This window comes from Flavobacterium sp. LC2016-12, assembly GCF_015351595.1.
Classification (GTDB): domain Bacteria; phylum Bacteroidota; class Bacteroidia; order Flavobacteriales; family Flavobacteriaceae; genus Flavobacterium.
Window position 1 is genome coordinate 50,662 of sequence record NZ_JADKPT010000009.1, and the last position, 23,872, is coordinate 74,533.

General features: G+C 32.8%; 25 protein-coding genes. 16 read left to right on the top strand and 9 right to left on the bottom strand.

Features of this window, described 5'->3' with window-relative positions:
- Positions 1 to 34: 34 nt before the first annotated feature.
- The 5 genes from IRZ99_RS14675 to IRZ99_RS14695 all read right to left on the bottom strand — a co-directional run bounded on the left by IRZ99_RS14675 (position 35) and on the right by IRZ99_RS14695 (position 5,962).
- Positions 35 to 2,788 carry an outer membrane protein assembly factor gene (locus IRZ99_RS14675; protein ID WP_194657985.1) on the bottom strand — a complete coding sequence of 918 codons (2,754 nt, stop codon included), beginning with the start codon at positions 2,786 to 2,788 and terminating at the stop codon, positions 35 to 37.
- Positions 2,721 to 3,461 (bottom strand): isoprenyl transferase, encoded by a 741-nt coding sequence (locus tag IRZ99_RS14680; RefSeq protein WP_194657986.1) that lies wholly within the window; start codon positions 3,459 to 3,461, stop codon positions 2,721 to 2,723. Before IRZ99_RS14680 ends, IRZ99_RS14675 begins: the two co-directional genes overlap by 68 nt.
- Before the next feature lie 4 nt (positions 3,462 to 3,465).
- Positions 3,466 to 4,149, bottom strand: coding sequence for a DUF6089 family protein (locus IRZ99_RS14685; protein WP_194657987.1), 684 nt, complete (start codon positions 4,147 to 4,149; stop codon positions 3,466 to 3,468).
- Between the two features lie 173 nt (positions 4,150 to 4,322).
- Entirely contained in the window at positions 4,323 to 5,207 is an 885-nt protein-coding gene (locus IRZ99_RS14690) for an NAD kinase (protein ID WP_194657988.1), read from the bottom strand.
- Positions 5,208 to 5,302: 95 nt separating this feature from the next.
- A complete protein-coding gene (locus IRZ99_RS14695; RefSeq protein ID WP_194657989.1) occupies positions 5,303 to 5,962 on the bottom strand; it encodes a CBS domain-containing protein in 660 nt (219 codons plus the stop codon).
- 116 nt (positions 5,963 to 6,078) lie between these two features.
- Between IRZ99_RS14695 and IRZ99_RS14700 the strand changes: the two genes are divergently transcribed.
- From IRZ99_RS14700 to IRZ99_RS14710, 3 genes are all read left to right on the top strand, one after another.
- On the top strand, positions 6,079 to 6,792 hold the full coding sequence (locus IRZ99_RS14700; RefSeq protein WP_194657990.1) for a pyridoxine 5'-phosphate synthase: 714 nt from the start codon (positions 6,079 to 6,081) through the stop codon (positions 6,790 to 6,792).
- Positions 6,793 to 6,871: 79 nt separating this feature from the next.
- Complete coding sequence (locus tag IRZ99_RS14705) at positions 6,872 to 9,151, top strand: TonB-dependent receptor plug domain-containing protein (RefSeq protein ID WP_194657991.1); 2,280 nt, start codon at positions 6,872 to 6,874, stop codon at positions 9,149 to 9,151.
- 3 nt (positions 9,152 to 9,154) lie between these two features.
- Positions 9,155 to 10,009 (top strand): DUF4249 domain-containing protein, encoded by an 855-nt coding sequence (locus IRZ99_RS14710; protein ID WP_194657992.1) that lies wholly within the window; start codon positions 9,155 to 9,157, stop codon positions 10,007 to 10,009.
- Positions 10,010 to 10,059: 50 nt separating this feature from the next.
- On the opposite strand, the gene IRZ99_RS14715 is transcribed toward IRZ99_RS14710, so the two are convergent.
- Complete coding sequence (locus IRZ99_RS14715; RefSeq protein ID WP_194657993.1) at positions 10,060 to 11,406, bottom strand: hypothetical protein; 1,347 nt, start codon at positions 11,404 to 11,406, stop codon at positions 10,060 to 10,062.
- A gap of 220 nt (positions 11,407 to 11,626) precedes the next feature.
- On the opposite strand from IRZ99_RS14715, the gene IRZ99_RS14720 reads away from it, so the two are divergent.
- The 6 genes from IRZ99_RS14720 (at position 11,627) to IRZ99_RS14745 (ending at position 17,429) form a co-directional block, all read left to right on the top strand.
- A complete protein-coding gene (locus IRZ99_RS14720) occupies positions 11,627 to 12,391 on the top strand; it encodes an alpha/beta fold hydrolase (protein WP_194657994.1) in 765 nt (254 codons plus the stop codon).
- A 51-nt stretch (positions 12,392 to 12,442) separates the two neighbouring features.
- Positions 12,443 to 12,796 (top strand): phage holin family protein, encoded by a 354-nt coding sequence (locus IRZ99_RS14725; protein WP_194657995.1) that lies wholly within the window; start codon positions 12,443 to 12,445, stop codon positions 12,794 to 12,796.
- Between the two features lie 106 nt (positions 12,797 to 12,902).
- The gene (locus IRZ99_RS14730; RefSeq protein ID WP_194657996.1) at positions 12,903 to 14,225 is read left to right on the top strand and encodes a trigger factor; all 1,323 of its coding nucleotides are present in this window, start codon (positions 12,903 to 12,905) and stop codon (positions 14,223 to 14,225) included.
- Positions 14,226 to 14,545: 320 nt separating this feature from the next.
- Entirely contained in the window at positions 14,546 to 15,220 is a 675-nt protein-coding gene (clpP, locus tag IRZ99_RS14735) for an ATP-dependent Clp endopeptidase proteolytic subunit ClpP (protein WP_194657997.1), read from the top strand.
- A gap of 167 nt (positions 15,221 to 15,387) precedes the next feature.
- Positions 15,388 to 16,620, top strand: coding sequence for an ATP-dependent Clp protease ATP-binding subunit ClpX (clpX, locus tag IRZ99_RS14740; protein ID WP_194657998.1), 1,233 nt, complete (start codon positions 15,388 to 15,390; stop codon positions 16,618 to 16,620).
- Between the two features lie 134 nt (positions 16,621 to 16,754).
- Positions 16,755 to 17,429, top strand: coding sequence for a murein L,D-transpeptidase catalytic domain-containing protein (locus IRZ99_RS14745; RefSeq protein WP_194657999.1), 675 nt, complete (start codon positions 16,755 to 16,757; stop codon positions 17,427 to 17,429).
- A 245-nt stretch (positions 17,430 to 17,674) separates the two neighbouring features.
- Here the strand turns inward: IRZ99_RS14745 and IRZ99_RS14750 are convergent, their stop codons facing one another.
- Complete coding sequence (locus IRZ99_RS14750; RefSeq protein WP_194658000.1) at positions 17,675 to 18,640, bottom strand: GlxA family transcriptional regulator; 966 nt, start codon at positions 18,638 to 18,640, stop codon at positions 17,675 to 17,677.
- A 141-nt stretch (positions 18,641 to 18,781) separates the two neighbouring features.
- Here IRZ99_RS14750 and IRZ99_RS14755 point away from each other — a divergent pair, with 141 nt between their 5' ends.
- The 7 genes from IRZ99_RS14755 to serB all read left to right on the top strand — a co-directional run bounded on the left by IRZ99_RS14755 (position 18,782) and on the right by serB (position 22,902).
- Positions 18,782 to 19,192 (top strand): VOC family protein, encoded by a 411-nt coding sequence (locus tag IRZ99_RS14755; protein WP_194658001.1) that lies wholly within the window; start codon positions 18,782 to 18,784, stop codon positions 19,190 to 19,192.
- Between the two features lie 2 nt (positions 19,193 to 19,194).
- Complete coding sequence (locus IRZ99_RS14760; protein ID WP_194658002.1) at positions 19,195 to 19,605, top strand: SRPBCC domain-containing protein; 411 nt, start codon at positions 19,195 to 19,197, stop codon at positions 19,603 to 19,605.
- Between the two features lie 30 nt (positions 19,606 to 19,635).
- On the top strand, positions 19,636 to 20,040 hold the full coding sequence (locus IRZ99_RS14765; protein WP_194658003.1) for an SRPBCC family protein: 405 nt from the start codon (positions 19,636 to 19,638) through the stop codon (positions 20,038 to 20,040).
- Between the two features lie 106 nt (positions 20,041 to 20,146).
- A complete protein-coding gene (locus IRZ99_RS14770; RefSeq protein WP_194658004.1) occupies positions 20,147 to 20,554 on the top strand; it encodes a VOC family protein in 408 nt (135 codons plus the stop codon).
- Positions 20,555 to 20,556: 2 nt separating this feature from the next.
- On the top strand, positions 20,557 to 21,003 hold the full coding sequence (locus IRZ99_RS14775) for an SRPBCC domain-containing protein (RefSeq protein WP_228519097.1): 447 nt from the start codon (positions 20,557 to 20,559) through the stop codon (positions 21,001 to 21,003).
- 67 nt (positions 21,004 to 21,070) lie between these two features.
- Complete coding sequence (locus IRZ99_RS14780) at positions 21,071 to 21,517, top strand: VOC family protein (RefSeq protein WP_194658005.1); 447 nt, start codon at positions 21,071 to 21,073, stop codon at positions 21,515 to 21,517.
- A gap of 155 nt (positions 21,518 to 21,672) precedes the next feature.
- A complete protein-coding gene (gene serB / locus IRZ99_RS14785; protein WP_194658006.1) occupies positions 21,673 to 22,902 on the top strand; it encodes a phosphoserine phosphatase SerB in 1,230 nt (409 codons plus the stop codon).
- A gap of 236 nt (positions 22,903 to 23,138) precedes the next feature.
- Here serB and IRZ99_RS14790 read toward each other — a convergent pair whose 3' ends face one another.
- Both IRZ99_RS14790 and IRZ99_RS14795 read right to left on the bottom strand, forming a co-directional pair.
- Positions 23,139 to 23,384 (bottom strand): redox-active disulfide protein 2, encoded by a 246-nt coding sequence (locus IRZ99_RS14790; RefSeq protein WP_194658007.1) that lies wholly within the window; start codon positions 23,382 to 23,384, stop codon positions 23,139 to 23,141.
- Between the two features lie 26 nt (positions 23,385 to 23,410).
- The gene (locus tag IRZ99_RS14795; protein WP_194658008.1) at positions 23,411 to 23,854 is read right to left on the bottom strand and encodes a hypothetical protein; all 444 of its coding nucleotides are present in this window, start codon (positions 23,852 to 23,854) and stop codon (positions 23,411 to 23,413) included.
- Between the last annotated feature and the right edge of the window lie 18 nt (positions 23,855 to 23,872).

Sequence of the window (23,872 nt, forward strand, 5' to 3'; positions counted from 1 at the left end):
TTCGAATTTTTAGCCAAATGTACTAAAAATTGGACTAAAACTGTTGACCAATGATAAAGTGCGTTTCCCAGCCATTTGCTTTATTTGTAACAGATCCAGGAAGAGCATCAAAGCCATATCCTAAATCAATTCCTAGTAATCCAAACGCCGGCATAAATACACGTAAACCAAAACCTGCCGAACGACTTAAGTCAAACGGATTATAATCTTTAAACGTTGGATATGATGAACCTGCTTCTAAGAACGTTAAGGCATAAATAGATGCAGACGCTTTTAATGTAATCGGATAACGCAATTCCATTGAGAATTTGTTATAAATTGTTGCTCCAATTTGTTCACCTGCGGCATTTACCGGAGTTAACGAGTTGTTAGGATAACCTCTCAACTGGATTGTTTCTCTACCATCCATTGAGTAATTTGCCATTCCATCTCCACCTAAATAAAAACGTTCAAAAGGCACAACTCCTCTTGCCTGATCGTAAGCTCCTAAGAAACCAAATTCTGTTAAGGTTCTTAATACCAATTTACCATAAACTTTAGTATACCAGTCAGCTTTGAATTTTACTTTATAATATTCTAGCCAGTTGTATCTTTTTTGGTCAACTTTCCCCTGATCTGTATCAGCACTTGCAAAATCAGATCCAACACTTACATATCCTGATGTCCCGTTTATAGTTTCTGTCTTTACATAATCACCTGTGTTCAATGGTTGTCCATCTATTCCTGATGTTGGTGTTCCTGTATATTGTGTTTTGTATTCTTTTTGATTTGGTAAATCAGCATAGTCAATCCCATTAAATAATGAATATGGAGGGGTTACTTTTGCGGAAATACTAAACTCAGAACCATACATTGGGAAAATTGGATTTACCCCTTTATTACTTCTTGAAAGTCCAATAGTATAAGCTAAGTTTCTTGACGCTCCGTTACCAAAGGTAAATAAACCTGTGTTATAATTGTTCAGATCATAATGTTGGTAACTTACCGATTGTGATAAAACAAAATAATCATCCGGCACAGTTAATCTTTTTGCTAAACCAACTTGTACAGTAAAAATATTAAAACTTTTGCTTTTGTCTACATCTCTTGTAATATAATTATTTAAGTATTGTGTACTATAAGATATAGATGAACTAAATTGTACTGGTTTTTTACCTCCAAACCATGGCTCAGAAAATGATAAACTATAGGTCTGGAAATACGTACTTCCTTGTAAACGAAGCGCTACTTTTTGTCCGTCTCCCATAGGTAGTGGTTTGTACGCTTCTTTTTTGAACATATTTCGTGCAGAAAAGTTATTGAAAGAAAGTCCTAACGTTCCGATGAAGCCACCTCCACCGTAACCTCCCTGAAGTTCAACCTGACTGGATCCTTTTTCAACTACTTGATATTCGATATCTACTGTTCCTGCTCCTGCATCAACATTTCTAAATTCAGGTTTAATTGCTTCAGGATCAAAGAATCCTAATTGACCAATTTCACGAATTGTTCTTACTAATTGTTCTTTACTGTATTTTTCACCTGGTTTGGTTCTTAATTCTCGGTAAATAACATGGTCATTAGTTTTGTCGTTTCCAGTTACATATATTTTATTGAAATATGCAATTGGTCCTTCAGTAACTCTGATTTCAAAATCAATTGTATCGTTAACAGTTCTTACCTCTACAGAGTTAATTTTTGAGAATAAATAACCGTTATTTTGATATAAATTTGTTATATCCTCTGCGTCTGGTTTTGTGTTATCTGCAATTCTTTTTTCTAACAATACTCCGTTATAAACTTCTCCTTTTTTAATTCCTAAATAACTGTTTAAAGTACGGTCAGAATAAACGGTGTTTCCTAAAAATTTAATATTTCCGAAGTAGTATTTGTTTCCTTCTTCCATATTAATTTTGATTGCCAGCATATTTTTCTCTTTGTTGTAAGTAACAGAGTCATAGATAATACGAGCATCACGATATCCTTTTTCTTTATAGGCAGCAATTACCTTTTCTAAATCGGTTTTATATTTTTCAGGAATAAATTTCGAAGCTTTTAATACACGGAAAACATTTTTTTGTTTTGTGTCCTTCATCGCTCCTCTTAATTGAGAGTCAGTAAGTTGTTTATTTCCTATGAAATCTATACTGCTTATTTTTACCTTATCACCCTTATCTATCCGAACAAGCATATTTACCTGATTTCCGGCAGTAGTATCTGGAGTATTTGTTATAGTAACTTTAGTGTTATAAAAACCTTCTTTTTTGTATTTGTTTTCGATGTAATTTTTGGTAGTTGTAATTAAATTTTCGTTGACAATTTTGTTCTTTGTCAGATTGTTATCCTTAATTAAACCCTCTACCTTACTCTTTTTAACACCAACAATTTTAACTTCATTTAGTTTAGGAAGTTCAACGATATCTAAATCTAAATAAATACTATCATTTTCAATTTTATTTACATAAAAGGAAATTTCATCAAATAGGCCAAGTTTACCTAATTTTTTAATAGCACCACTGATTTCTTCACCAGGTACAGTTATTTCCTGCCCTTTTTGAAGACCAGAGAAAGTAACAACAGTTTGTTCATTGAAGCTTATTTTACCAACAACAGAAACTTTAGCAAGAATATATTTTTTTCCTTGATCAAAAGGAACTCTTTCTTGTGCTTTTATTTGTGAAAAACTACCCATAAGAATTAGGGTAAGGACTATTTGTATTCTTTTTTGTAACACTAAAAAATTATTTAATTTGTTCACTGGTTTTTCCAAATCTACGTTCTCTTTTTTGATAACTAATAATAGCCTCATATAAATCTTGATCTTTAAAGTCTGGCCACAAGACATTAGTAAAATATAATTCTGCATAGGCTATCTGCCATAGCAAAAAATTACTTATTCTATGTTCTCCACTTGTTCGTATTAATAAATCTACGTCAGGTAAATTTTGCGTGTAAAGATGCTCATTTATAATTGAATCGTCAATAGTGTCTAATGAAATTATATTATTTTTAACTTTATCACTGATGATTCTCACTGCATTTACCAATTCTTCCCGTGATCCGTAGCTTAAGGCCAGAGTTAGAGTGAGGCGCGTATTATTTTTGGTCTTATCAATAACGTCTAAAAGTTCTTTTTGAGCTGACTTTGGTAACTTTTCAAGATTTCCAATAGCGTTAAGTCTGATGTTGTTTTCCTGCAGCGTAACAAGTTCTTTTTTTAATGAATTGATTAATATTTTCATTAAAGCTTCAACTTCCAGTTTCGGACGATTCCAGTTTTCTGTTGAAAAAGCATAAAGGGTTAAATACTCAATACCAAGTTTAGCACAAGTAGTAATTGTTTTTTTTACCGATTTGGTTCCGTTTTCATGACCGAAAGCACGTAAAAAGCCTTGTTGTTTGGCCCAACGTCCATTTCCGTCCATAATAATGGCCAGGTGTTTAGGTAAGTTTGTTTTGTCTATAGAGTCTATTAGGTTCATTGTATTATTCTGCGCAATAGCAAGGTTTTTGTCCAAAGGTATAGGTTAAAGTGATACCTGAAAAGACATACCAGTCATTATTATTTAAATTTCCGAAACGAAATGCTTTTAAATTATCATTGGTCGGATTACTTCCGTCCAAATTATCAGTAAAGGTATAGCGTGCACCAACTTCGGCTCCGATAACAAAGTGTGGTGTGATGTTAGATTTTATACCTAAGGTCATTGGGATAGCAATTGAACTTGAATTTTTATCTTTTCTCGTTTGTCCTCCTTCAATGTGCAATTCATCAAATAAAAAGTAACTTAATCCTGAATATATATAAGGAGTAACTTTTGTATGATAATCATGAAGATTAAAATCGAAGAAATTGAATTCTAATCCGGCAGAAAGTTCTTTTACAGTATTTTCAAAGCTGTAACCTCTATTACTTCTTCCTGTTTCGTCCGAATCTTTGTCGTTTCCTGCAATTGTAGATTGTGTGTAGGAGAAGCGATACGCATGACGTGGGCTTTTATTCCATTTGTACAAAACACCAAAAGCTAATTTTTCGGGAGCAATATAAGTTGTACTTCCTACATCACCTACAAAGTTGCTTCCACCAAGAAAAACACCTATCTCATTGATTTGAGCATTTAGTGTGATAAAGGGGAAAAAACATAACAATAAATTAAAAATTTTCTTCATTTAATTCAAAATTGCGTGCAAATATAATAATTATCGATACGAATCAACGTTCCTTTAGTTAAATGTGCTTTTTTTTCAATTTACGATATGATTTTGAGACATTTAATGATGATTCACTACATGCAGAACGGGAAAATGTGGTATTATCGTATAGTGGGGAATCAGAAAAAGGCTTAATTTCTTTTGTCTTCTCCCCAAAGCAATTTGTTTCTCAGGGTTTTTAAGAAAGTTTCACCTGGAATTTCGACCATTTTTATTTTGTAATCTGTTTTTTTGATAGTTAAAACAGATTCATTTTTTACAGATGAAATTCTAGAGTCCAGGGAAATTAAATATTGATCTTCTCTTCCGGAAACACGAAGTTTGATTTCGGTATCATCAGGAATTACTAATGGCCTTGCGGTTAAGTTATGTGGTGCAATCGGCGTAATTACTAAACTTGCTACATTAGGAGTTAAAATTGGACCGCCACAACTTAATGAATATCCGGTGGATCCTGTCGGGGTTGAGATTATTAATCCATCTGCCCAGTATGAATTTAAATATTCATTATTCAGGTAAGTCTCAACAGTAATCATAGAAGTAGTGTCTTTTCGGCTGACAGTTACTTCATTCATGGCAAAATTCATTTCCGCAATTGCATCATTTTCAGGCTCACAAGTCAGACTCAATAATGTTCTTTCTGTGGTAGTGTATTTTTTGTCTATTACAAATTGTAAAAAACTGTCGATTTTTTCTTTTTGGACGGTAGCTAAAAAACCTAATCTTCCTGCATTGATTCCTAAAATTGGAACACCGGAGTTGCGGACTAAAGTTGCTGCTCTCAAAATAGTTCCGTCACCACCAATACTAATCAGCATTTCAAAACTGCTATCTAACGATGTACTAGATGAAAAAGTTTTATATTCTTTTTTTATCAGCTCTTTTTCATAAAGCATTTTCAGGAAAGTTTCTTCAATTACCATTTCTACATTATTGGACTTGAAAAACTGAAAAATATCTTTAATAATAGGTTCTGTACTGTTTTGGTAATACTGTCCGTATATGGCTACTTTCATTTTTTTTAATTAGATAATGTGTCAATTAGATAATTAGATAATGGGTTGAGTCGTTCAGGAATTATCTAATTGACACATTATCTAATTATCTAATTTTATATATTAAGATATTTGTCTAAATAATCAGAACGTTCTTTTAAACTGTTAATATAAGCATCTTCCTGATGTTCTGAAATGATTTCATAGTTGTATCGTCTAAAAGTCTGAATAATTTCATTCATTGGTCCAATACCAATTTTTAATGTTATCTGAACATTTTCTAAATCAGCTTCAGATATAAAACAACCCAAGATTTTACCATTATTGCTTTCTACGATTTGAGTTACCTGACCCATGGAATAATCCAAAAGCCCTTTTTGAACAATTATAATACCGCCTTGTTCCTTTAAAAATGGAGTTTCCTGAAAAAACTTCATGATGTCTTCCATTTCATAATAACCTATATAGGTATTGTTTTCATCAATAACCGGAACCGTATTGGTGTGATTTTTAGCAAAAACCTCTAAAACATCAAGCCACAACATCGATTTTCTGGCAAAAAAACGTTCTAAAGTATATTTGTAGTCAATCGCTTTTTTATCAGTATCAAAAGTTTCAACATCATCAGAAGCAATGCTTCCAATGAAAATATTGTTTTCCAAAACCGGAAAATGCGAAAAATTAACATCGGCAAAAAAGTCCTGAACCGAGGCTATCGTTTCCTGACTATCAATCGCTCGAAAATCGTTTGTGATATAGTTAGTAATTTCTGTCATAAATCAGTTGGAGATATTTGATGCAAAATAATCAAAAAATAGCAAAAACTGCTACGTTTTACTTTGTATTTTTGTCGTAACAAATATAGTGTTACTAGAATTAATTATCTATTTATATGACAAAGTTAAGTGTAAATATCAATAAAATTGCAACCTTAAGAAACGCACGTGGCGGAAATGTTCCTGATTTATTAAAAGTAGCTGCTGATATTCAAAATTTCGGAGGCCAGGGAATTACAATTCATCCACGTCCAGATGAGCGTCATATACGTTATCAGGATGCACGTGACTTAAAAGCAATTGTTCATACAGAGTATAATATTGAAGGAAATCCGCAGCATAATTTTATCGATTTGGTTTTAGAATGCAAGCCAACTCAGGTTACATTGGTTCCGGATGCAATTGGAGCAATTACTTCTTCGGCAGGTTGGGACACGATAAAAAATCAAGATTATTTAACTGAAGTTATTCAGGAATTTCAACGCAATGGAATCAGAACTTCGATTTTTGTTGACCCGATTTTGGAAATGATCGAAGGTGCTAAAAAAACAGGGACTGACAGAATTGAATTATATACTGAAGCATTTGCTCATGAATATGCTTTAGGGAATAAAAATGGAATTGATCCTTACGTCAAAGCTGCAGAATTGGCAAACAAATTAGATTTGGGCATAAATGCAGGTCACGATTTAAGTTTAGATAATATTCAGTTTTTTAAACAAAATATCCCGGGATTATTGGAGGTTTCTATTGGACACGCTTTAATTTCTGAGGCAATTTATCTTGGTTTGGATAATGTGGTAAATATGTATTTGAATAAACTAAAATAATATTAAAAATTAAACAATTATAACCTGATATAATTGGGTTATAATTGTGTATTTTCGCACTTTTCTTATTAAAAGTCTAGTGTCAAAAATTATAATTTTCCTTTTTTCTCTCTCTTTTTTCAATGTATTTGCGCAGTCTAAAGCCACTATACAGGGGGAGATAAAATCTTCTGAAAAAGAAAGTCTGGTTGGATCCAGTATTTTAATTCAATCCAAAAATCAAAATTTTTATAGTGTAGCTGATTCCTTAGGTCGTTTTTCTTCAAGAGCAGATCTTGGAACTATACATGTTCAGATAAACGCCTTGGGTTATTTAGAAAAAAACATCAGTTTTGAACTGAAAAAAGATACTTTACTTTCAATAATTTTAGAAAAAGATACTTCTATATTGAATGAAGTTGTTGTGGCTAATACTAAGAAAAGTGGTATAACAACGCTGTCAGGCGGCAAGTTGTCTTTTAATTTAAAAGAGTTGTCGTCAGTTCCAACTGTTTTGGGGACTACAGATATTATCAAACTTTTGCAATTGACACCCGGCGTTCAAAATTCAGGTGATGCAAATGGTTATTTGTATGTTCGGGGTGGCGATCCAGGGCATAATGCTATTTTGTACAGTGGGACTCCTGTTTATGGAATGTCACATTTGCTAGGTATTTTTCCTTTTTATAATACGGATCACATACAGCAGGTTGAGTTCGACAAATCTAGTTCGAATGCAAAATATGGAGGACGATTAAGTTCGACGACACTTTTGATTCCGAACAAAAAAATACCTTCTGAATTTGCTGTTCAGGGTAATGTTGGTATTTTGGCTTCACAATTGAATTTTGCCATTCCAGTAACTGAAAAGACGGGAATTTATATTTCTGGAAGGAAAACGTATATTGACGAAATTGTTGCGCCGTTATTGAAATCTGGATCAAAAAACAATGATGTTCAGGATATGAAATATGGTTTTTCAGATGGAAATTTTACTTTCGTTTCTCAAATTTCAAAAAAGAATCTCTTTTCTATAGATGCTTTTGCCAGCGGTGACGAGTTGAAAATCAGAGATAATAATCTTGCACTTAGGACTAGTTTAAAATGGAGTAATTTCACAGTTTCACCAACTTTAACTACTATGTTTTCTTCTAAAGTAAGCATGTCCAATTCAGTTTATTTTAGTCAATATTCAAACGATTTGAATATGGAACAGGCGACAATTCAGTTCGAAGTTTCGTCTTATGTAAAAGATTTTGGTTTTACTAATGCGGTTCAATATTCAATTAAAAACATTCCTTTTGAATCAGGATTTCAATATGTTTACCACGATTTACAACCTCAAAAGGTAAACGTAGAAAATTTGACAACAACTAATAATGCATCTCAAAATAGTTTGATTAATGCTAATGAGGCGTCAATTTTCACTACCATAAAACCAAAGTTATCTAATAAAATCATCGCTGAATTAGGACTTAGAATTAATTATTACACTTCAGGTTCTTATGATTCTTATTTGCATTTTCAGCCTCGGGTTCTGTTAAATTATTTGGCGAATGAAAAGTATTCTTTTTACGGATCTTATAATAAGCAATATCAGTATTTGAGTTTGATCACAACTTCGAGTGTTGGAATTCCGACCGATTTTTGGATCGCCAGTTCTGATGGAATAAAACCGCAATCTTCAGATGAATTTTCTATTGGTTCGAATCAGAATATTTCCAGAAACTGGACTTCTTCTTTTGGAGGATTTTATCGTTCTATGAAAGATTTACTCGAATATCCTTACGGAGTAACTCAGTTTAATGAAACTACAACCTTAAAAAATGATTTGCTGGTTGGAAAAGGAAAAGCATACGGGTTAGAAATGATGCTACGAAAAAGCAACGGGAAATTCACAGGCTGGCTGAGTTATACCTTAAGTTGGTCTGATCGAAATTTTGATGAACTCAATAATGGGAATACTTATTTTGCCAAATACGATCGCCGTCATAATCTTTCAGTTGTCGGAATGTACGATCTTAATTCTAAATGGAATTTCGGTATAACTCAGATTTTTAGTTCAGGAAACCGATTTACAATGCCAACTTCCTGGTATTTCATCAATAATAATCCGGTCAAAGAATATTCAGGATATAACAATGCGCAAATGCCGAATTATATTAGAACCGATCTTTCTGTAAATTATTTTTTCGTGAAAACCAATAAAAAGGAAAGTGCGCTAAACTTTTCAATTTATAATACATTCAATATTGCAAATCCAATTTATGTCGTGTTGAATGTTCAGGTAAGTGAGAATAAAGATAGTGTAATTGTAAAACAGGAAGAGAAAGTTTTATACCGAATTTTGCCTTCAATAAGTTGGAGATTTAAATTTTAAAAGATGAAAAAATATTTATTATTTATTTTCGCGATAATAATAACAGGTTGTTCTAATGATAATGTTAGTGAGCAGAAAAGTCTGGAATCTAAGCTTGTGGTCGAAGGATGGATTGAAGAAGGAGATTATGCACAGGTTTTATTATCAAGCAGTATTCCGGTTACAGATGTTATTGATTCAACCAATGTTTTAAATCATGCCATCAGAGCTGCAAAAATCACGATTTCTGACGGAGTAAATTCAGAAGTTTTAAGAGTAAAAACGGATAAAAACAGAGTGCCGCCTTTTGTGTATTATGGATCAACATTAAAAGGTGAAGCTGGAAAAGAGTATTCGCTCAAAATAGAATTTCTTAATCGTATTGTTGAAGCGACAACAATAATTCCGAAAACGGTGCGGCTCCAAAGCGCCGAATATATTAAGAAGCTTGATACAGATACAACTGGCTATGTTTTTGTAAAATTTGATGACCCCTTAAATGAAAAGAATTATTATCAGATTGCCACAAAAATTGATGGGGAGGAGCCTATTTTTGTTCCTTCTTTTTATGGAAATTTAGATGATAAAAACTTTGAAGCAAGTTCGATATCAGTTCAAATAAATAGAGGTGTTTTGCTTTTTCCGAAAACAAAATTTACACCGTATTTTGCTGATGGAGATTTAATTTATGTGAAACTAAGAACGCAAAATAAAGATGCTCTAGATTTTTGGAACAGCTGGCAAAACGAAATTGTAAACAGTAGAAATCCTATTTATCCTGCTAATACAAGTTTGAAATCAAATATAAAAGGAGGAATAGGAATTTGGGCTGGATATGGTCAAAGCACATTGATTGTAAAAACGCCACCAAAAAAATAAAGCCGATTTGAATGGTTTCAAATCGGCTTTAAATCTATTTTTTAAGAATGCTATTTTTCGAAAGCTTTTAAGAAATCTTCAAATTTAGCTTCAAGAGCGTCAAATCCTTCTGAGAAATAAGCGCCCATTTCAACTTCAGTATTATCACTGAATTTTAAATAGATTACTTCATCATAATAAGTTCTTGTGAACAATTCTCCTTCACCATTATTATACCAGTAGCTATCTTCAGCGCTCCATACAGGCAGGTTAAAAGCGTATTCATCACTAGATTTTTCTGAATGCTGAACAAGATCAGCTATTTTAGTTCCATCTTTTTTAGAAACTAAAATTAGTTTCATGTTTTTATTGAAATTAGCCACAGTACCTTCAGAATACTTTTTGTTATATGCATTCAAAGCAATATTGTATGCTTTGAAATCGCTGTTAGCATTGGTGTAATCAGGAGAAGTAGGACGAACAGCTGTGTTTTCTAATGTAGCATCGTCTGCGGCTGCAGTTGCTAAGTCAGTATCCGCAACAATAACAAAATTGTCCATTAATTTAACCAATCCGTTTGCTTTGCCTCTATATTGAACAAGCTCATCATTATCAATTAAACCATCAATGTTTGCTGTACTGCCTGAATTAAAGTCAAGTAAAGTTTTTCCGTTATAAGTAAGAGTTGCTTTTGCAGTAGTTTCAGTACCTTTTTTACCGCTCATCTCCCATGTGTAGCCATCGTTTAATGTCATTTTGTATGCAAATTCATCAGGAGAATCATTTTTGCTGGAATATTTTGCAGTTTGTGCAAACGTTGCTACCTGAGTATTCTCTATTGTCAAAACCGCATCTGCAGAAGTTGGTAAAAAGATAAAATCGTTTGTTGTTACATCAGATTCCCAATCGTAACTGTCTTCGATTTCAATTTTTTTATCAGAAGCAACACCTTTTGTAGAAAATGTTGTGTTGTTTGCAGTTTGAGATTCTTTAGCAGGAAAAACAAATTTCAATTCTGTAGTTGAAGCAGTTTTTTCCCATTTTTGATCTGCATTGTTCCAAGTGTAAATTCCGTAAACACCAGCAACATTAATAATGTCTTCAACCTGGTTATCATTTTGTCCGTTAAAAATATCAACAGAATTAATATCTAATAATCTGTTTAGGTTTTCCATTGCTTCAATAGCACTAGAAGATTTAGATTTGTCTAATTGAACCAACATTTCATTAGCTTCAACTTCCAATTTTGTTTTCTGTTGAGCCGGAGTTAATTTAGAGTACGGTTGTTTTACAATTTCCGCGATTTGTTCTGCTAATGTTTGCTCTGTTGTTGGGGTAGTTTCAGGGCTGTCTTCACTAGAACATGAGATTGTTAGTTGAGATGCAACTAATGATAATAATAGGATTTTTTTAATCATGGTTTGTGTTTTAATTAAATGAGTAATCAGGATTTTTCTGACTTAATTTTTCGAGCGCAATGTACATTTTAATATCGAAATGGTGTTACGGGAAACCGTAAAGCTGTAAACTTTTTTTTAATAAAATTAAGTCAAAAGTAATTTTTATAGAAAGCGTTCTGTTAGAGATTAATAGATAAGTTTTCTACCTTTGTGTTCTGTTTTTAAAATCAAAATACAAATGTTATACTCAAAAATAGAAGGCGAAGGAAAACCATTTATCATCATGCACGGTTTTCTTGGAATGTCTGATAACTGGAAAACACTTGCCGGACAATATGTAGAAGCCGGATTTCAGGTTCATATTTTAGATTTAAGAAATCATGGTCGCAGTTTTCATTCAGATGAATGGAGTTATGAAGCAATGGTTAAGGATGTTTTCGAATATTGTCAGACAAATCAATTAACGAGAATTGATATTTTAGGACATTCAATGGGCGGAAAAGTAGCGATGCTTTTTGCAACAACGCATCCTGAAATTGTAGATAAATTGATTGTGGCAGATATTGGTCCGAGATTTTATAAACAACACCATCAGGATATTTTGGCAGGATTAAACGCCGTTGACTTTTCTGTAAAACCAAGCCGAAATGATGTTGAAGCGATCGTAGCTCAATATGTTCCTGATTTTGGAACACGACAATTTTTATTAAAGAATCTATATTGGAAAGAACCGGGACAATTGTCTTTTAGATTCAATCTGGAAGTTTTCAATAATAATCTGGATGCCATTGGGAAGGCTTTGGCAGACGATTTAGTTTTTAATAATCCTACCTTATTTATTAGAGGAGGAGATTCAGGCTATATTTTAGATTCTGATTTTGATTCGATTCGTCAGCATTTTCCAAATGTAAAATTCGCAACCATTCCAAATGCCGGACATTGGCTTCATGCAGAAAATCCTAAAATGTTTTTTGAGATGACAACGGAGTTTTTAAAAGAATAATCTTTTTGATAAAAATTTTAGTACTTTTATTAAAACTTTAAATCATAAACTATGAAATTAATACTCAGACTTCTTGTTACCGCAGCGTTGGTTTTACTAATTGCCAATTTTCTGCCAGGAGTTCATGTTGCCAGTTTTGCTACAGCTGTAATCGTTGCAGTAGTTCTGGGATTATTAAATCTTTTTATAAAACCAATTTTGGTAATCCTTACTTTGCCAGTTACATTCGTTACTTTAGGATTGTTTTTATTGGTAATTAACGCCATTATTATTCTGCTGTGTACTAATATAGTAGGAGGTTTTGCAGTTGATACATTCTGGACAGCTTTATTCTTTAGTATCATCTTATCTATCCTTCAGTCTATCACTTATAAAATATTAGGAGACGATAATAAATTGAAATAAAAGGAGCTCAAAAACAGCTTCAAATACAATACATTAAAAACTTGGTTGGGTTGCAAAAATTTTATAATTTTGCAACCCAATTTTATTATGTAAATTAAAGAAGAAGATGGATATTAAAAGAGTAGCAACAGACGCTGTGAATGAAACGATTGTAATGACAGTTGTTCACATGGATTATAAAGGTCAAGTAGCAAAAAGAATAAACGAAAAAATGCCATTGGCTACTGTTAAAGGTTTTAGAAAAGGACAAGTTCCTAAAGACCTTGTTGAAAAACAATACGGAAAAGCAATTAAGCAGGAAGAAGTTCAAAAAGTAGTTGATTTGGCTTTAGAGCGTTTCGTGCAATCTGAAAGATTAAATCTTTTAGGAACTCCTCTTGCTAAAGTAAATGAAAATTTTGATTGGGATGCTGAAGAACTAACTTTCGAATACGAAATTGGTTTGGTTCCTAACTTCGAAATTGATTTAGAAGCAAAAAATAATATCGTAAAATATATCGTTACTGCTGATGATAAATTAATCGACGGACAAGTAGAACGTATCCAAAAACAATTCGGAAAAGCAATTCCACAAGATAAAGTTGAAGCTGATTCTGATTTAACTGGAACTTTCTCTAACGAAGAAAAAGGTATCAACAATACAACTACAATTTCTGTATCTACATTCAACAAAAAAGCGGGTGATAAATTCATCGGTAAAAAAGTTGGTGATGTTGTAACAGTAAGCACAAAAGGTTTATTCGAAGATGATCACCAATTAATGGATTACTTAAAAGTAGCTCATGATGATGTTCACGGTTTAGATATCGAAGTAAACTTTACTATCGAGGCTATCAACGGAGCTGAATTGGCTGAATTAAACCAAGAGTTATTTGATAAGCTTTTTGGTGAAGGAAAAGTAGCTTCTTTAGAAGATTTGAAATCTAAAATTAAAGAAGATGCTGAAGCTCAATTCGCGCAACAAGCAGATCAAAAATTATTATTAGACGTTCAGGATTTCCTGATCGAAAATACAAAATTTGATTTACCAGCTGAATTCCTTAAAAAATGGTTACAAACTGTTGGAGAGAAAAAACTTTCTGCAGAAGAAGCTGAAGTTGAATACGCAAGATCTGAAAAAGGTTTACGTTTTCAATTAATCGAAGGAAAAGCAATGGCTCAAAGCAACATTCAAATTACATTTGAAGATTTGAAAGCTTTTACAACAAACGCGATCAGACAACAAATGGCTCAATTTGGTCAAACAAATCCAACTGACGAAGAAGTTCAGGGAATTGTAGCAAGAGTTTTATCTAACCAGGAAGAGGTAAAAAGATTATCTGAGCAAGTAGTTGCTGAAAAATTATTGGAAGTGTTTAAAGAAAAAGCAAATCCAACAACTAAAGAAGTAACTTACGAAGAATTTATCGCTGCGTCTTACGGAGAATAAATTCAGTCAAAAAGTCAAAAGTTATAAAGTCAAAAGTTAGGGCTACAACCAATTGGTTTTATTTCAAATTTTAAGATTTTATTACAGATATTGAAAGATAAAAAATAGTTATATTTGAGCGTCAAGAGATTTTTCTTGGCGCTTATTTTTTTGTTTCAAGTTTTATTTTGTTTCAAGTTTCAAGTTTTCGAACTTCAAAAACTTGAAACTTGAAACCTAAAACAATTTTAAAATAAGACAAATTGACATTCTTTATAAAGAGGTATAACCTTTGATGGAAGTATAAACAGATATTACGTAAAACTTAGAACACTTAAAATATGAACTACGGTAAAGAATTCAAAAAATTTGCTACAAAGCACCAAGGAGTAAACGCAATGTATTACGATAAAATCGTAGCAGCGATGAACCCAACAAACATGACTCCATACATTATCGAAGAGCGTCAGCTGAATGTTTCTCAATTAGACGTGTTTTCAAGATTAATGATGGACAGAATTATCTTTTTAGGAACTGGTATCGACGACCAAATCGCTAATATCGTTCAGGCTCAGTTATTATTTTTAGAAAGTGCTGATGCATCAAAAGATATTCAAATTTATCTAAATTCTCCTGGAGGAAGTGTTTACGCAGGATTAGGAATTTATGATACAATGCAATACATCAAACCAGACGTAGCAACAATTTGTACAGGTATGGCAGCCTCAATGGGAGCTGTATTATTATGTGCAGGAGCAGCAGGAAAACGTTCGGCTTTGCCTCATTCAAGAGTAATGATTCACCAGCCATCAGGAGGAGCACAAGGTGTTGCAACTGATATGGAAATCAATTTACGCGAAATGTTGAAACTGAAAGATGAATTATACAACATTATTTCACACCATTCAGGACAAACTTTCGAAAGAGTGCACAAAGACAGTGAGCGCGATTACTGGATGAAAGCTGACGAAGCGAAAGAATACGGAATGATTGATGAAGTTTTGAGAAGAGGATAATTTTTTAAGCTTCTAAATTGCTAAGACGCTAAGATTCTAAGTGTTCTTTGTGATTTAAATTTTAAATAAAAAATAAAAATATTAAGCTGTAAGGAGTTAAGTTTTAAAGTTTTAATTAAAAAGCTTAGAAACTTAGTATCTTTGCAGCTTAGTAACTTAAATAAAGAATGGCAAAAGTAGTATTAGAATGTTCGTTTTGTGGAAGAAAAAAGCCAGAAACTAATTTATTGATTGCTGGTATTAATGCGCATATCTGTGATAAGTGTATTGAACAGGCACATGGAATTGTATTAGAAGAATTAAAATCAAGCGGAAGCGCAAAATTAGTTGGTGACTTAATTTTAAAGAAACCAAAAGAAATCAGAGCTTTCTTAGATCAGTATGTTATTGGTCAGGATCAGACAAAAAAAGTAATGTCAGTTGCGGTTTACAACCACTACAAACGTTTAATGCAACAGCAATTAGACGATGAAGTAGAGATCGAAAAAAGTAACATCATTATGGTAGGTCAAACCGGAACCGGAAAAACATTGGTAGCCAAAACTATCGCAAAAATGTTAGACGTTCCTTTGGCTATTGTTGATGCAACTGTATTAACAGAAGCGGGTTATGTAGGAGAAGATGTCGAAAGCATTTTGACACGTTTACTACAAGCTGCTGATTACGATGTAACCAAAGCAGAAAGAGGAATCGTATTTATTGATGAAATTGATAAAATTGCCCGTAAGAGCGATAATCCATCAATAACTCGTGACGTTTCTGGTGAAGGTGTACAACAAGCTTTATTGAAATTATTAGAAGGAACTGTTGTTAACGTGCCACCAAAAGGAGGACGTAAACATCCGGATCAAAAATTTGTTGAGGTAAATACGCAAAACATCTTGTTTATTGCCGGTGGAGCTTTTGATGGAGTAGAACGTATTATTTCGAAACGTTTAAACCGTCAGGCAGTTGGTTATTCTACTTCTAAAAACGTAGATAACATCGACAAAGACAATTTGTTGCAATATATTATTCCAAAAGATATCAAAGATTTTGGTTTGATTCCTGAGATTATCGGTCGTTTGCCAGTTTTGACACACATGGATCCTTTAGATAAAGAAACTTTGCGTGCCATTTTGACTCAGCCGAAAAATGCTTTGGTAAAACAATATCAAAAATTATTTTTAATGGATGATGTTGAATTTACGATTACAGATGAAGCATTAGATTTTATCGTTGATAAAGCTCTTGAATACAAATTGGGTGCCCGTGGATTGCGTTCATTATGTGAAGCAATTTTGACAGACGCCATGTATGAATTGCCAAGTTCAGATGATAAAGTGCTGACAATCGATGAAGATTATGCAAGACATACTTTGAGTAAAAATTTATTGAAAAGAATGGAAATTGCTTCCTAAATCTTAAAATATCTTTGTCAAAGTTTCAAACTTTGACAAAGTTTACATAATAAACCTGTTCATTTATTTGGACAGGTTTTTTTTATGTCATTTTGAATCTGTTTTTCAGTTCTATTTTTATGTAAATTGTAGGCATGAAAAAAATAATCTTTGGGGTAGTTTGTATTCTTTTGTTTTCTTGTAATAAGAGAAAGGATGTTCAGCAAACGAGTGTTTCGAAAGCAAAATATAAAACAGATTCCATTTCAATTAAGAAATCGCGAAGTGAAATTAAAAATCTTGATTACAGTCAATATTTTAAGGAAGCAAAGGAATATTGTAAAAGCAATAACCTAAATCGGGATAAATTTATTCTGATTGATTTAGGATTACATTCCGGTCTAAAAAGATTTTTTGTTTATGACTTTAATCAAAAGAAAATTTTAAACTCATACATAGTAAGTCATGGTTGTGGAGATAATCAATGGGGAAGAACTTCTTCAAAAGAAGATGCTCCAATAAGTAATGAATTCGATTCGCATTCTTCTTCTTTAGGTAAATATGTTATTTCAGACAGAGGTGTAAGTCAATGGGGAATTAAAGTGAATTACCTCTTACGTGGAAAGGAAAAGACAAATTCAAATGCTGTTAACAGAGCGATCGTTTTACATTCTTGGGAAGCAGTTCCAAACGATGAAGTTTATCCGGAAGGAACTCCTGAAGGCTGGGGATGTCCGGCAGTTTCTAATGAAAGCATGACAGAAATAGATGAGATTTTAAAACAAAATAAAAATGTTCTGATGTGGATTATAAAATCTGACAGCAATTAGTTGTAATTTTTATCTTTTTAAGTATTCGTATCTTTATATTATAACTATTAAATTATTGTATTATGAATGAGGCTATTGAAGATTCTGAAGGACATATACTTCTTTGGCAAATTATAAATATCATCGGACTAATAATCATAGTATATGTATTGTATTTGCTCATTAAGTTTTTACGAAATAAGTATCGAAAGTAAGATCCACTAAAAAATAAAACCAAAAAGTCCCGATTTTAAATCGGGACTTTTTTACTGCACTCTAAATTTCTCGCGATATTCAATCGGTTTCATGCCGACCATTTTATAAAATACTTTTCTAAAAGCTTTTGGGTCATTATAGCCTGTTTTTTCTATAATTTCGGAAATTGAAAGCTGCGTTTGTTCTAAATATTTCTTTGAACTCTCCACTCTAATATTCTGTAAATATTCAATTGGCGGGATTCCGGTAACTTGCTTGAACCTTCGTGTCATGTTTCTTGCGCTTGTCGGAATGTCTTTCGTGATTTCTTCCAGTTTTTCAATTGTATTGTAATTACTCTCTATTTTTTGTTGAAGCATTGCAACCAAAGTATCATTATGTAAATGATTTGGTCTGAAAGTGCTAAAGTAACTTTGTTTGTATCGGTTTAAATCAATAGAAAATATTTTGGCAATCTGAACGGCGATTTCATTTCCACAATATTTCTGAACCAAAAGAATTAATAAATGAAAAGTTGAGGTTGATCCGCCACTTGTGTATAAACTCCCATCTGCTGTCAGGGTTTCTTCTGATTTTAATTTTACTAAGGGAAAAGCTTTTGTAAAAGCACTGCAGGCATCAACATGTGTAGTAGCGAGTTTTTCGTTTAACAAACCTGAAGCAGCAAACAAAAAAGCACCTGTGCAGAAGCTTGCCAATTCCGCTCCGGATTGATGTTGTTTCTGCAACCAGGGGATAAATTTTTTATTCTTCGCGATCATTTTGCTCATATCATCAGTTGTAAAAGCAGGAATTAAAATCAGTTCCAGGTCTTCATTAGAATTTTCAATCGCATTCACTTCATAACCAAATAAATGTTTTTGTTCGATTTGTTCTGCCGATTGAAAAACCATAATTTCAAAAGGCTTTTCAGGTCCTTTATGTAATTTATTAGCAGTTTCAAAAACTTCCAAAATCGCTGCTATACTTAATAATTTATAATCATGCGGTACAATTAAAGCTATCTTCTTACTCATGGTTTTTCTCTTTTTAGAAAGTTAACATCTTTACAAAAATAAGTAATTTGTCTTAAATGACCCTAAAGTTGACTTTTATTGTAATTTAAAGCCTGTTCTAAAACTCTAAATTTGTGTCAGATAATTTGTAATTTTATAAATATGAAAACAAAAATTTTCTTAAATCTTCCTGTAAAAGATTTAAATAAGTCGATATCATTTTTTAAGCAGTTAGGTTTTTCGTTTGATTCAAAGTTTACAAATGAAAAAGGAACATGTCTAATAATTGGTGAAAATATATTTGCAATGCTTTTGGTAGAAGAATTTTTTAAAACATTTATGCAAAAAGAAATTTGCAATACAACGATAAGCACAGAAATGATTGCTGCTATTTCTGTTGAAAGTAGAAACAAGGTTGACGAAATAATTTCAGCGGTTGTTCAGGCTGGTGGTAAACTACACAATGAAGCTAAAGATTATGGCTGGATGTACCAAAGAGATTTTTTTGATTTGGACGGGCATCATTGGGAAATTTTCTATATGGATGAAAGTCAGATTCCAGATAATATGTAAAGATGATAGTGGTACAAAATAGCATCAAAGCATCAATAGATAAAGTTTGGGATTTATGGACATCACCAGAACATATTATGAAGTGGAATATTCCTTTTGAAAATTGGCATGCACCATATGTAGAAAATAATTTAAAAGCGGGAGGTAAATTCAAATTTACGATGGCTGCAAAAGATGGAAGTGACGGATTCGATTTTGACGGCACTTATACTAAAATTGAAAAATTTTCAATTATAGAATATCAGCTCACAGACAATAGGATAGCAAATGTAAGTTTTGAAAGTAATGGTTTTGAAGTAAAACTTACGGAAACATTTGAACCGGAAGCAAAGATTTCTGAAGAAATGCAAGAACAATTTTGTAGTGCCGTTATCCAGAATTTTAAAAGCTACGTTGAAAATTTTAAAGAGTAATTCAATTAAAAAATAAATAATAAAAATATAATGATCACAGTACAAAACACAATCAATGCATCACTAGAGAAAGTTTGGAATTTCTGGACATTACCGGAACATATTACAAAATGGAGTTTTGCATCTCCGGATTGGCACACGCCTTACGCAGAAAATGATTTGAAAGAAGGCGGTAAATTCAAATCGACTATGGCTGCAAAAGATGGCAGCATGAGTTTTGATTTTGAAGGAGAATATACTTTGGTAAAACAAAATGAAGCTCTTGAATATGTAATGGGAGATGGAAGAAAGGTTGAAATTACCTTCAAAGAAACGCCAAGTGGAGTTGAAGTAATCGAAAGCTTTGACCCTGAAACGCAAAATCCTGAAGAAATGCAGCGCGGAGGCTGGCAGGCAATCCTGGATAATTTTAAAAGTTACACAGAAGCTAATTAGCTTCTCAGGTTCAAAGAGGCATAGGAGCAAAGGTTCAAAGGCTTAAAAAAAACTTTGTGTTTTAGTGCCTTCGTGGCAAAAAATGTTTAACATAAAAATTTAAAAGATGACAAAACAAATATGGCTGAATTTGCCGGTAAAAGAGGTGGCAAAATCAAAAGCTTTTTTCTCGAAAATAGGTTTCTCTTTTAATGAAGAACATGACACGCCAAGCTCGACTTGTATGGTTGTTGGCGAAGGAAAATTTGTGGTAATGCTTTTTGAAGAATCATTATTTGCCAGTTTTTCTCAAAACAAATTGACAGATACAAAAACTAGCTCAGAAATTTTGATTTCGATTGATGCGGAAAGCAAAGAAGAAGTTGACGACCTGGCAAAAAAAGCGGAAGAAGCGGGCGGAAACGTTTTTGCCCTACCAGCCGAAAGTCAAGGCTGGATGTACGGTTGTGCCTTTGCCGATTTAGACGGTCATCGCTGGAATGTTCTATATATGGATTTTAGTAAATTATCATAGTCATGGAAACAATTGAAACATTAGAATTTAAAATTAGAATCAAAGCTTCGGCAGAAAAAGTTTGGTCGGTTTTATGGAATGATAAAACATATAAAAAATGGACAGGAGCTTTTTGTGAAGGATCGTATGCAGTAAGTGATTGGAATGAAGGCGATAAAATTCATTTCATGTCTCCAAACGGAGAAGGAATGAATAGTATTATCGAAAAGAAAATCCCAAATGAGTATATGGCTTTTAAGCATATAGGAGAAATAAAAGATTTCAAGGAATTACCTATCGACGAGGAAACAAAAAAGTGGAGTGGTGCGATGGAAACTTATAGATTAACATCGGATGATGAATTTACTGATTTGGTCGCTCAGGTTGATGTGGTTGAAAAGTATATTGATTATTTTAAAGAAGCTTTTCCAAAAGGATTGGAAACAGTAAAAGAACTTTCTGAGAAATAGAGAATAGAGAAAAGAGAATAGATTAAAGAAAATAGAATACAGACTATAACAAAAAACAAAAAATATCATGGCAACATCAGTAAACCCTTATTTAATTTTTAACGGAAATTGCGAAGAAGCTTTTCTGTTGTACAAATCAGTTTTTGGAGGAGAATTTCCGTATATCGGAAAATTTAAAGACATGCCTGCAAATGAAGACGGAGGTTGTGCCGAAATATCAGAGAAAGATGCAAACAGAGTAATGCACGTTTCATTGCCAATCGGAAATACCATTTTAATGGGAAGTGACAGTAATGACCAATCTGGCGATGTAGTTTTTGGAGGGAATTTTTCAGTTTCAATCAATGTAGAAAGCGCAGCAGAAGGAGACAGAATTTTCAACGGACTTTCAGCTGGTGGGACAATTTATATGCCTATGGGTAAAACTTTCTGGGGAGCCTATTTCGGAATGTTCAAAGATAAATTCGGCGTGAGCTGGATGGTTAATTTTGATGAATCAGAACCAAACAAATAAGTAAAGTTATGTTATTTTAATACAGGAACATAATTGTTAAATTAATTCAAAAAGCACATGATTATGTGCTTTTTGTATGTAAAAAAACAAACAATATCCTTTTTTATCAAAGATAGATTGCCGATTTTTGTCGCTTCTAAAACAATAAGCATAAAATGGCAATAGAAGATAAAGAAATTATTTTATTAAAAGTTTCAGGACATGATAAAATAGGGGTTACGGCAGGTTTGACAGCTGTGTTGGCAACGTATGATGCTAATATTTTAGATATCGGTCAGGCCGATATTCATGATACGCTTTCCTTAGGAATCTTATTCGAAATTGAAGCCGGATCTTCTTCAGCCCCAGTTTTAAAAGACTTATTGTTTAAAGCTTATGAACTGGAAATTAAGGTTAAGTTTATTCCAATTTCGATTGAAGATTATGAAACCTGGGTAAAATCACAATCAAAACAACGATACATCATTAATATTTTAGGCGAGAAACTAGCTGCTTCTCAATTGGCTGCAGTGACTAAAATAATGTCAGATCAAAACCTGAATATCGATTCTATTATTCGATTAACAGGAAGAACTTCAATTGTTGAAAAAGAAGAATTTCCACGTTCTTGTATCCAATTATCTGTAACTGGTGAAATTGTAAATAAGATCCTGATGACGGCCAGTTTTATGGAGATTTCAAGAACTTTAAATGTCGATATTTCATTCCAGGAAGATAATATTTACAGAAGAAACCGTCGTTTGGTTTGCTTCGATATGGACTCCACTTTAATCCAGACTGAAGTTATTGACGAATTGGCAGAATTGAATGGAGTAGGAGATCAGGTAAGAGCGATTACAGAATCAGCAATGAATGGTGAAATCGATTTCAACGAAAGTTTCAAACAGCGTATGGCATTGTTAGAAGGTTTGAGCGAAGACGTTCTGCAAAAAGTAGCTGAAAATTTGCCAATCACACAAGGTGCACATCGTTTAATGAAAGCCTTAAAATATTACGGATATAAAACCGCAATTCTTTCAGGAGGATTTACCTATTTTGGAGAATACCTGCAAAAAGAATTGGGTATCGATTACGTTCATGCCAATCAATTGGAAATTAAAGACGGTAAACTAACCGGAAAATATATAGGCGATATCGTAGACGGTTTAAAGAAAGCCGAACACCTAAAAGCCATTGCCGAAAAAGAAGGAATCCACATCAACCAAACCATTGCGGTTGGAGATGGTGCCAATGATTTACCAATGCTAAATTTAGCTGGTTTGGGAATCGCTTTCCACGCCAAACCAAAAGTAAAAGAAAGTGCTTCGACTTCAATTTCAAGTTTAGGTCTGGATGGTGTTTTATATCTTTTAGGATATCACGACAGGTATATTGATATGATGTAGTTTGTTTTGTCACGCTGAGCGAAGTCGAAGGGCGTGCTAATTGACACGGGGCTTCGACTTCGCTCAGCCTGACAAAAACATAATAAAAAAACAAAACCTTAGCTCACAATTCGAGCTAAGGTTTTTTTTATGGGCATGTCCCTCCGGGTCGGTCTATCCGTTCCAATCTTTTGTGCCGAACAACGGCACAAAAGGATTTCCACTGCTATCCCTCATGCAGTTTAGTGGAATTACTTTTACAGTTGTTCGCGAGATTGTAATTCTTTTTTGATTTCTTTTAAGGTATTCATATTCAATATGAAAATAGGCAGCAATGCAATAGGAATAACATTAGAAGCGCTAAAACCTTTATTAGCAATAAGAAAAATATTAAGACAAAATAAAAGAAGTAATACCACACCAAACAGATAAGTTACCGTTTTTAATGATTTCTGTGTTTTAATTAATTCTTCACTAGTCATTTCGCTAAACTTCTTTTTCATATTGATTTGGTTGTTTATTTTGAAAATTACTTTATTACTTTATTCATTCTATTTTGTAAATTTTTCTTCTTTTCATTAAGAGGCCAATCTGCTGTTACATTCAAAAAACCAAACTCCAGATATTCAAAAACCATTTCGTTTTTAAATTTTCCCTTTAATTGTTCTTCTACGATTTCTGGATTGCAGATAAAAATGTTTCCTAAGACATCCGCAGGATATTCGTTTGCCGAGCCAGAAGATTTTATTATCATTTCGAAAAATTTTTCTAGAAGCTCTTTGTCATTGGTTTCACATATGATGGTTTGAACTTTAGTTAATGTAGGATTTAATTTTGTATCGACATAATCAAATGTATATTCAGGTTTGCCATAATTCGTACTATAATCTAACAAAACCTTAATGCATTCATTTTTTGTTTGACAAAATACCTGAAAAGAAATAAAGAAAAAAAGAATAAAGAGCTTATTCATAAATTCAAGTATTAATAG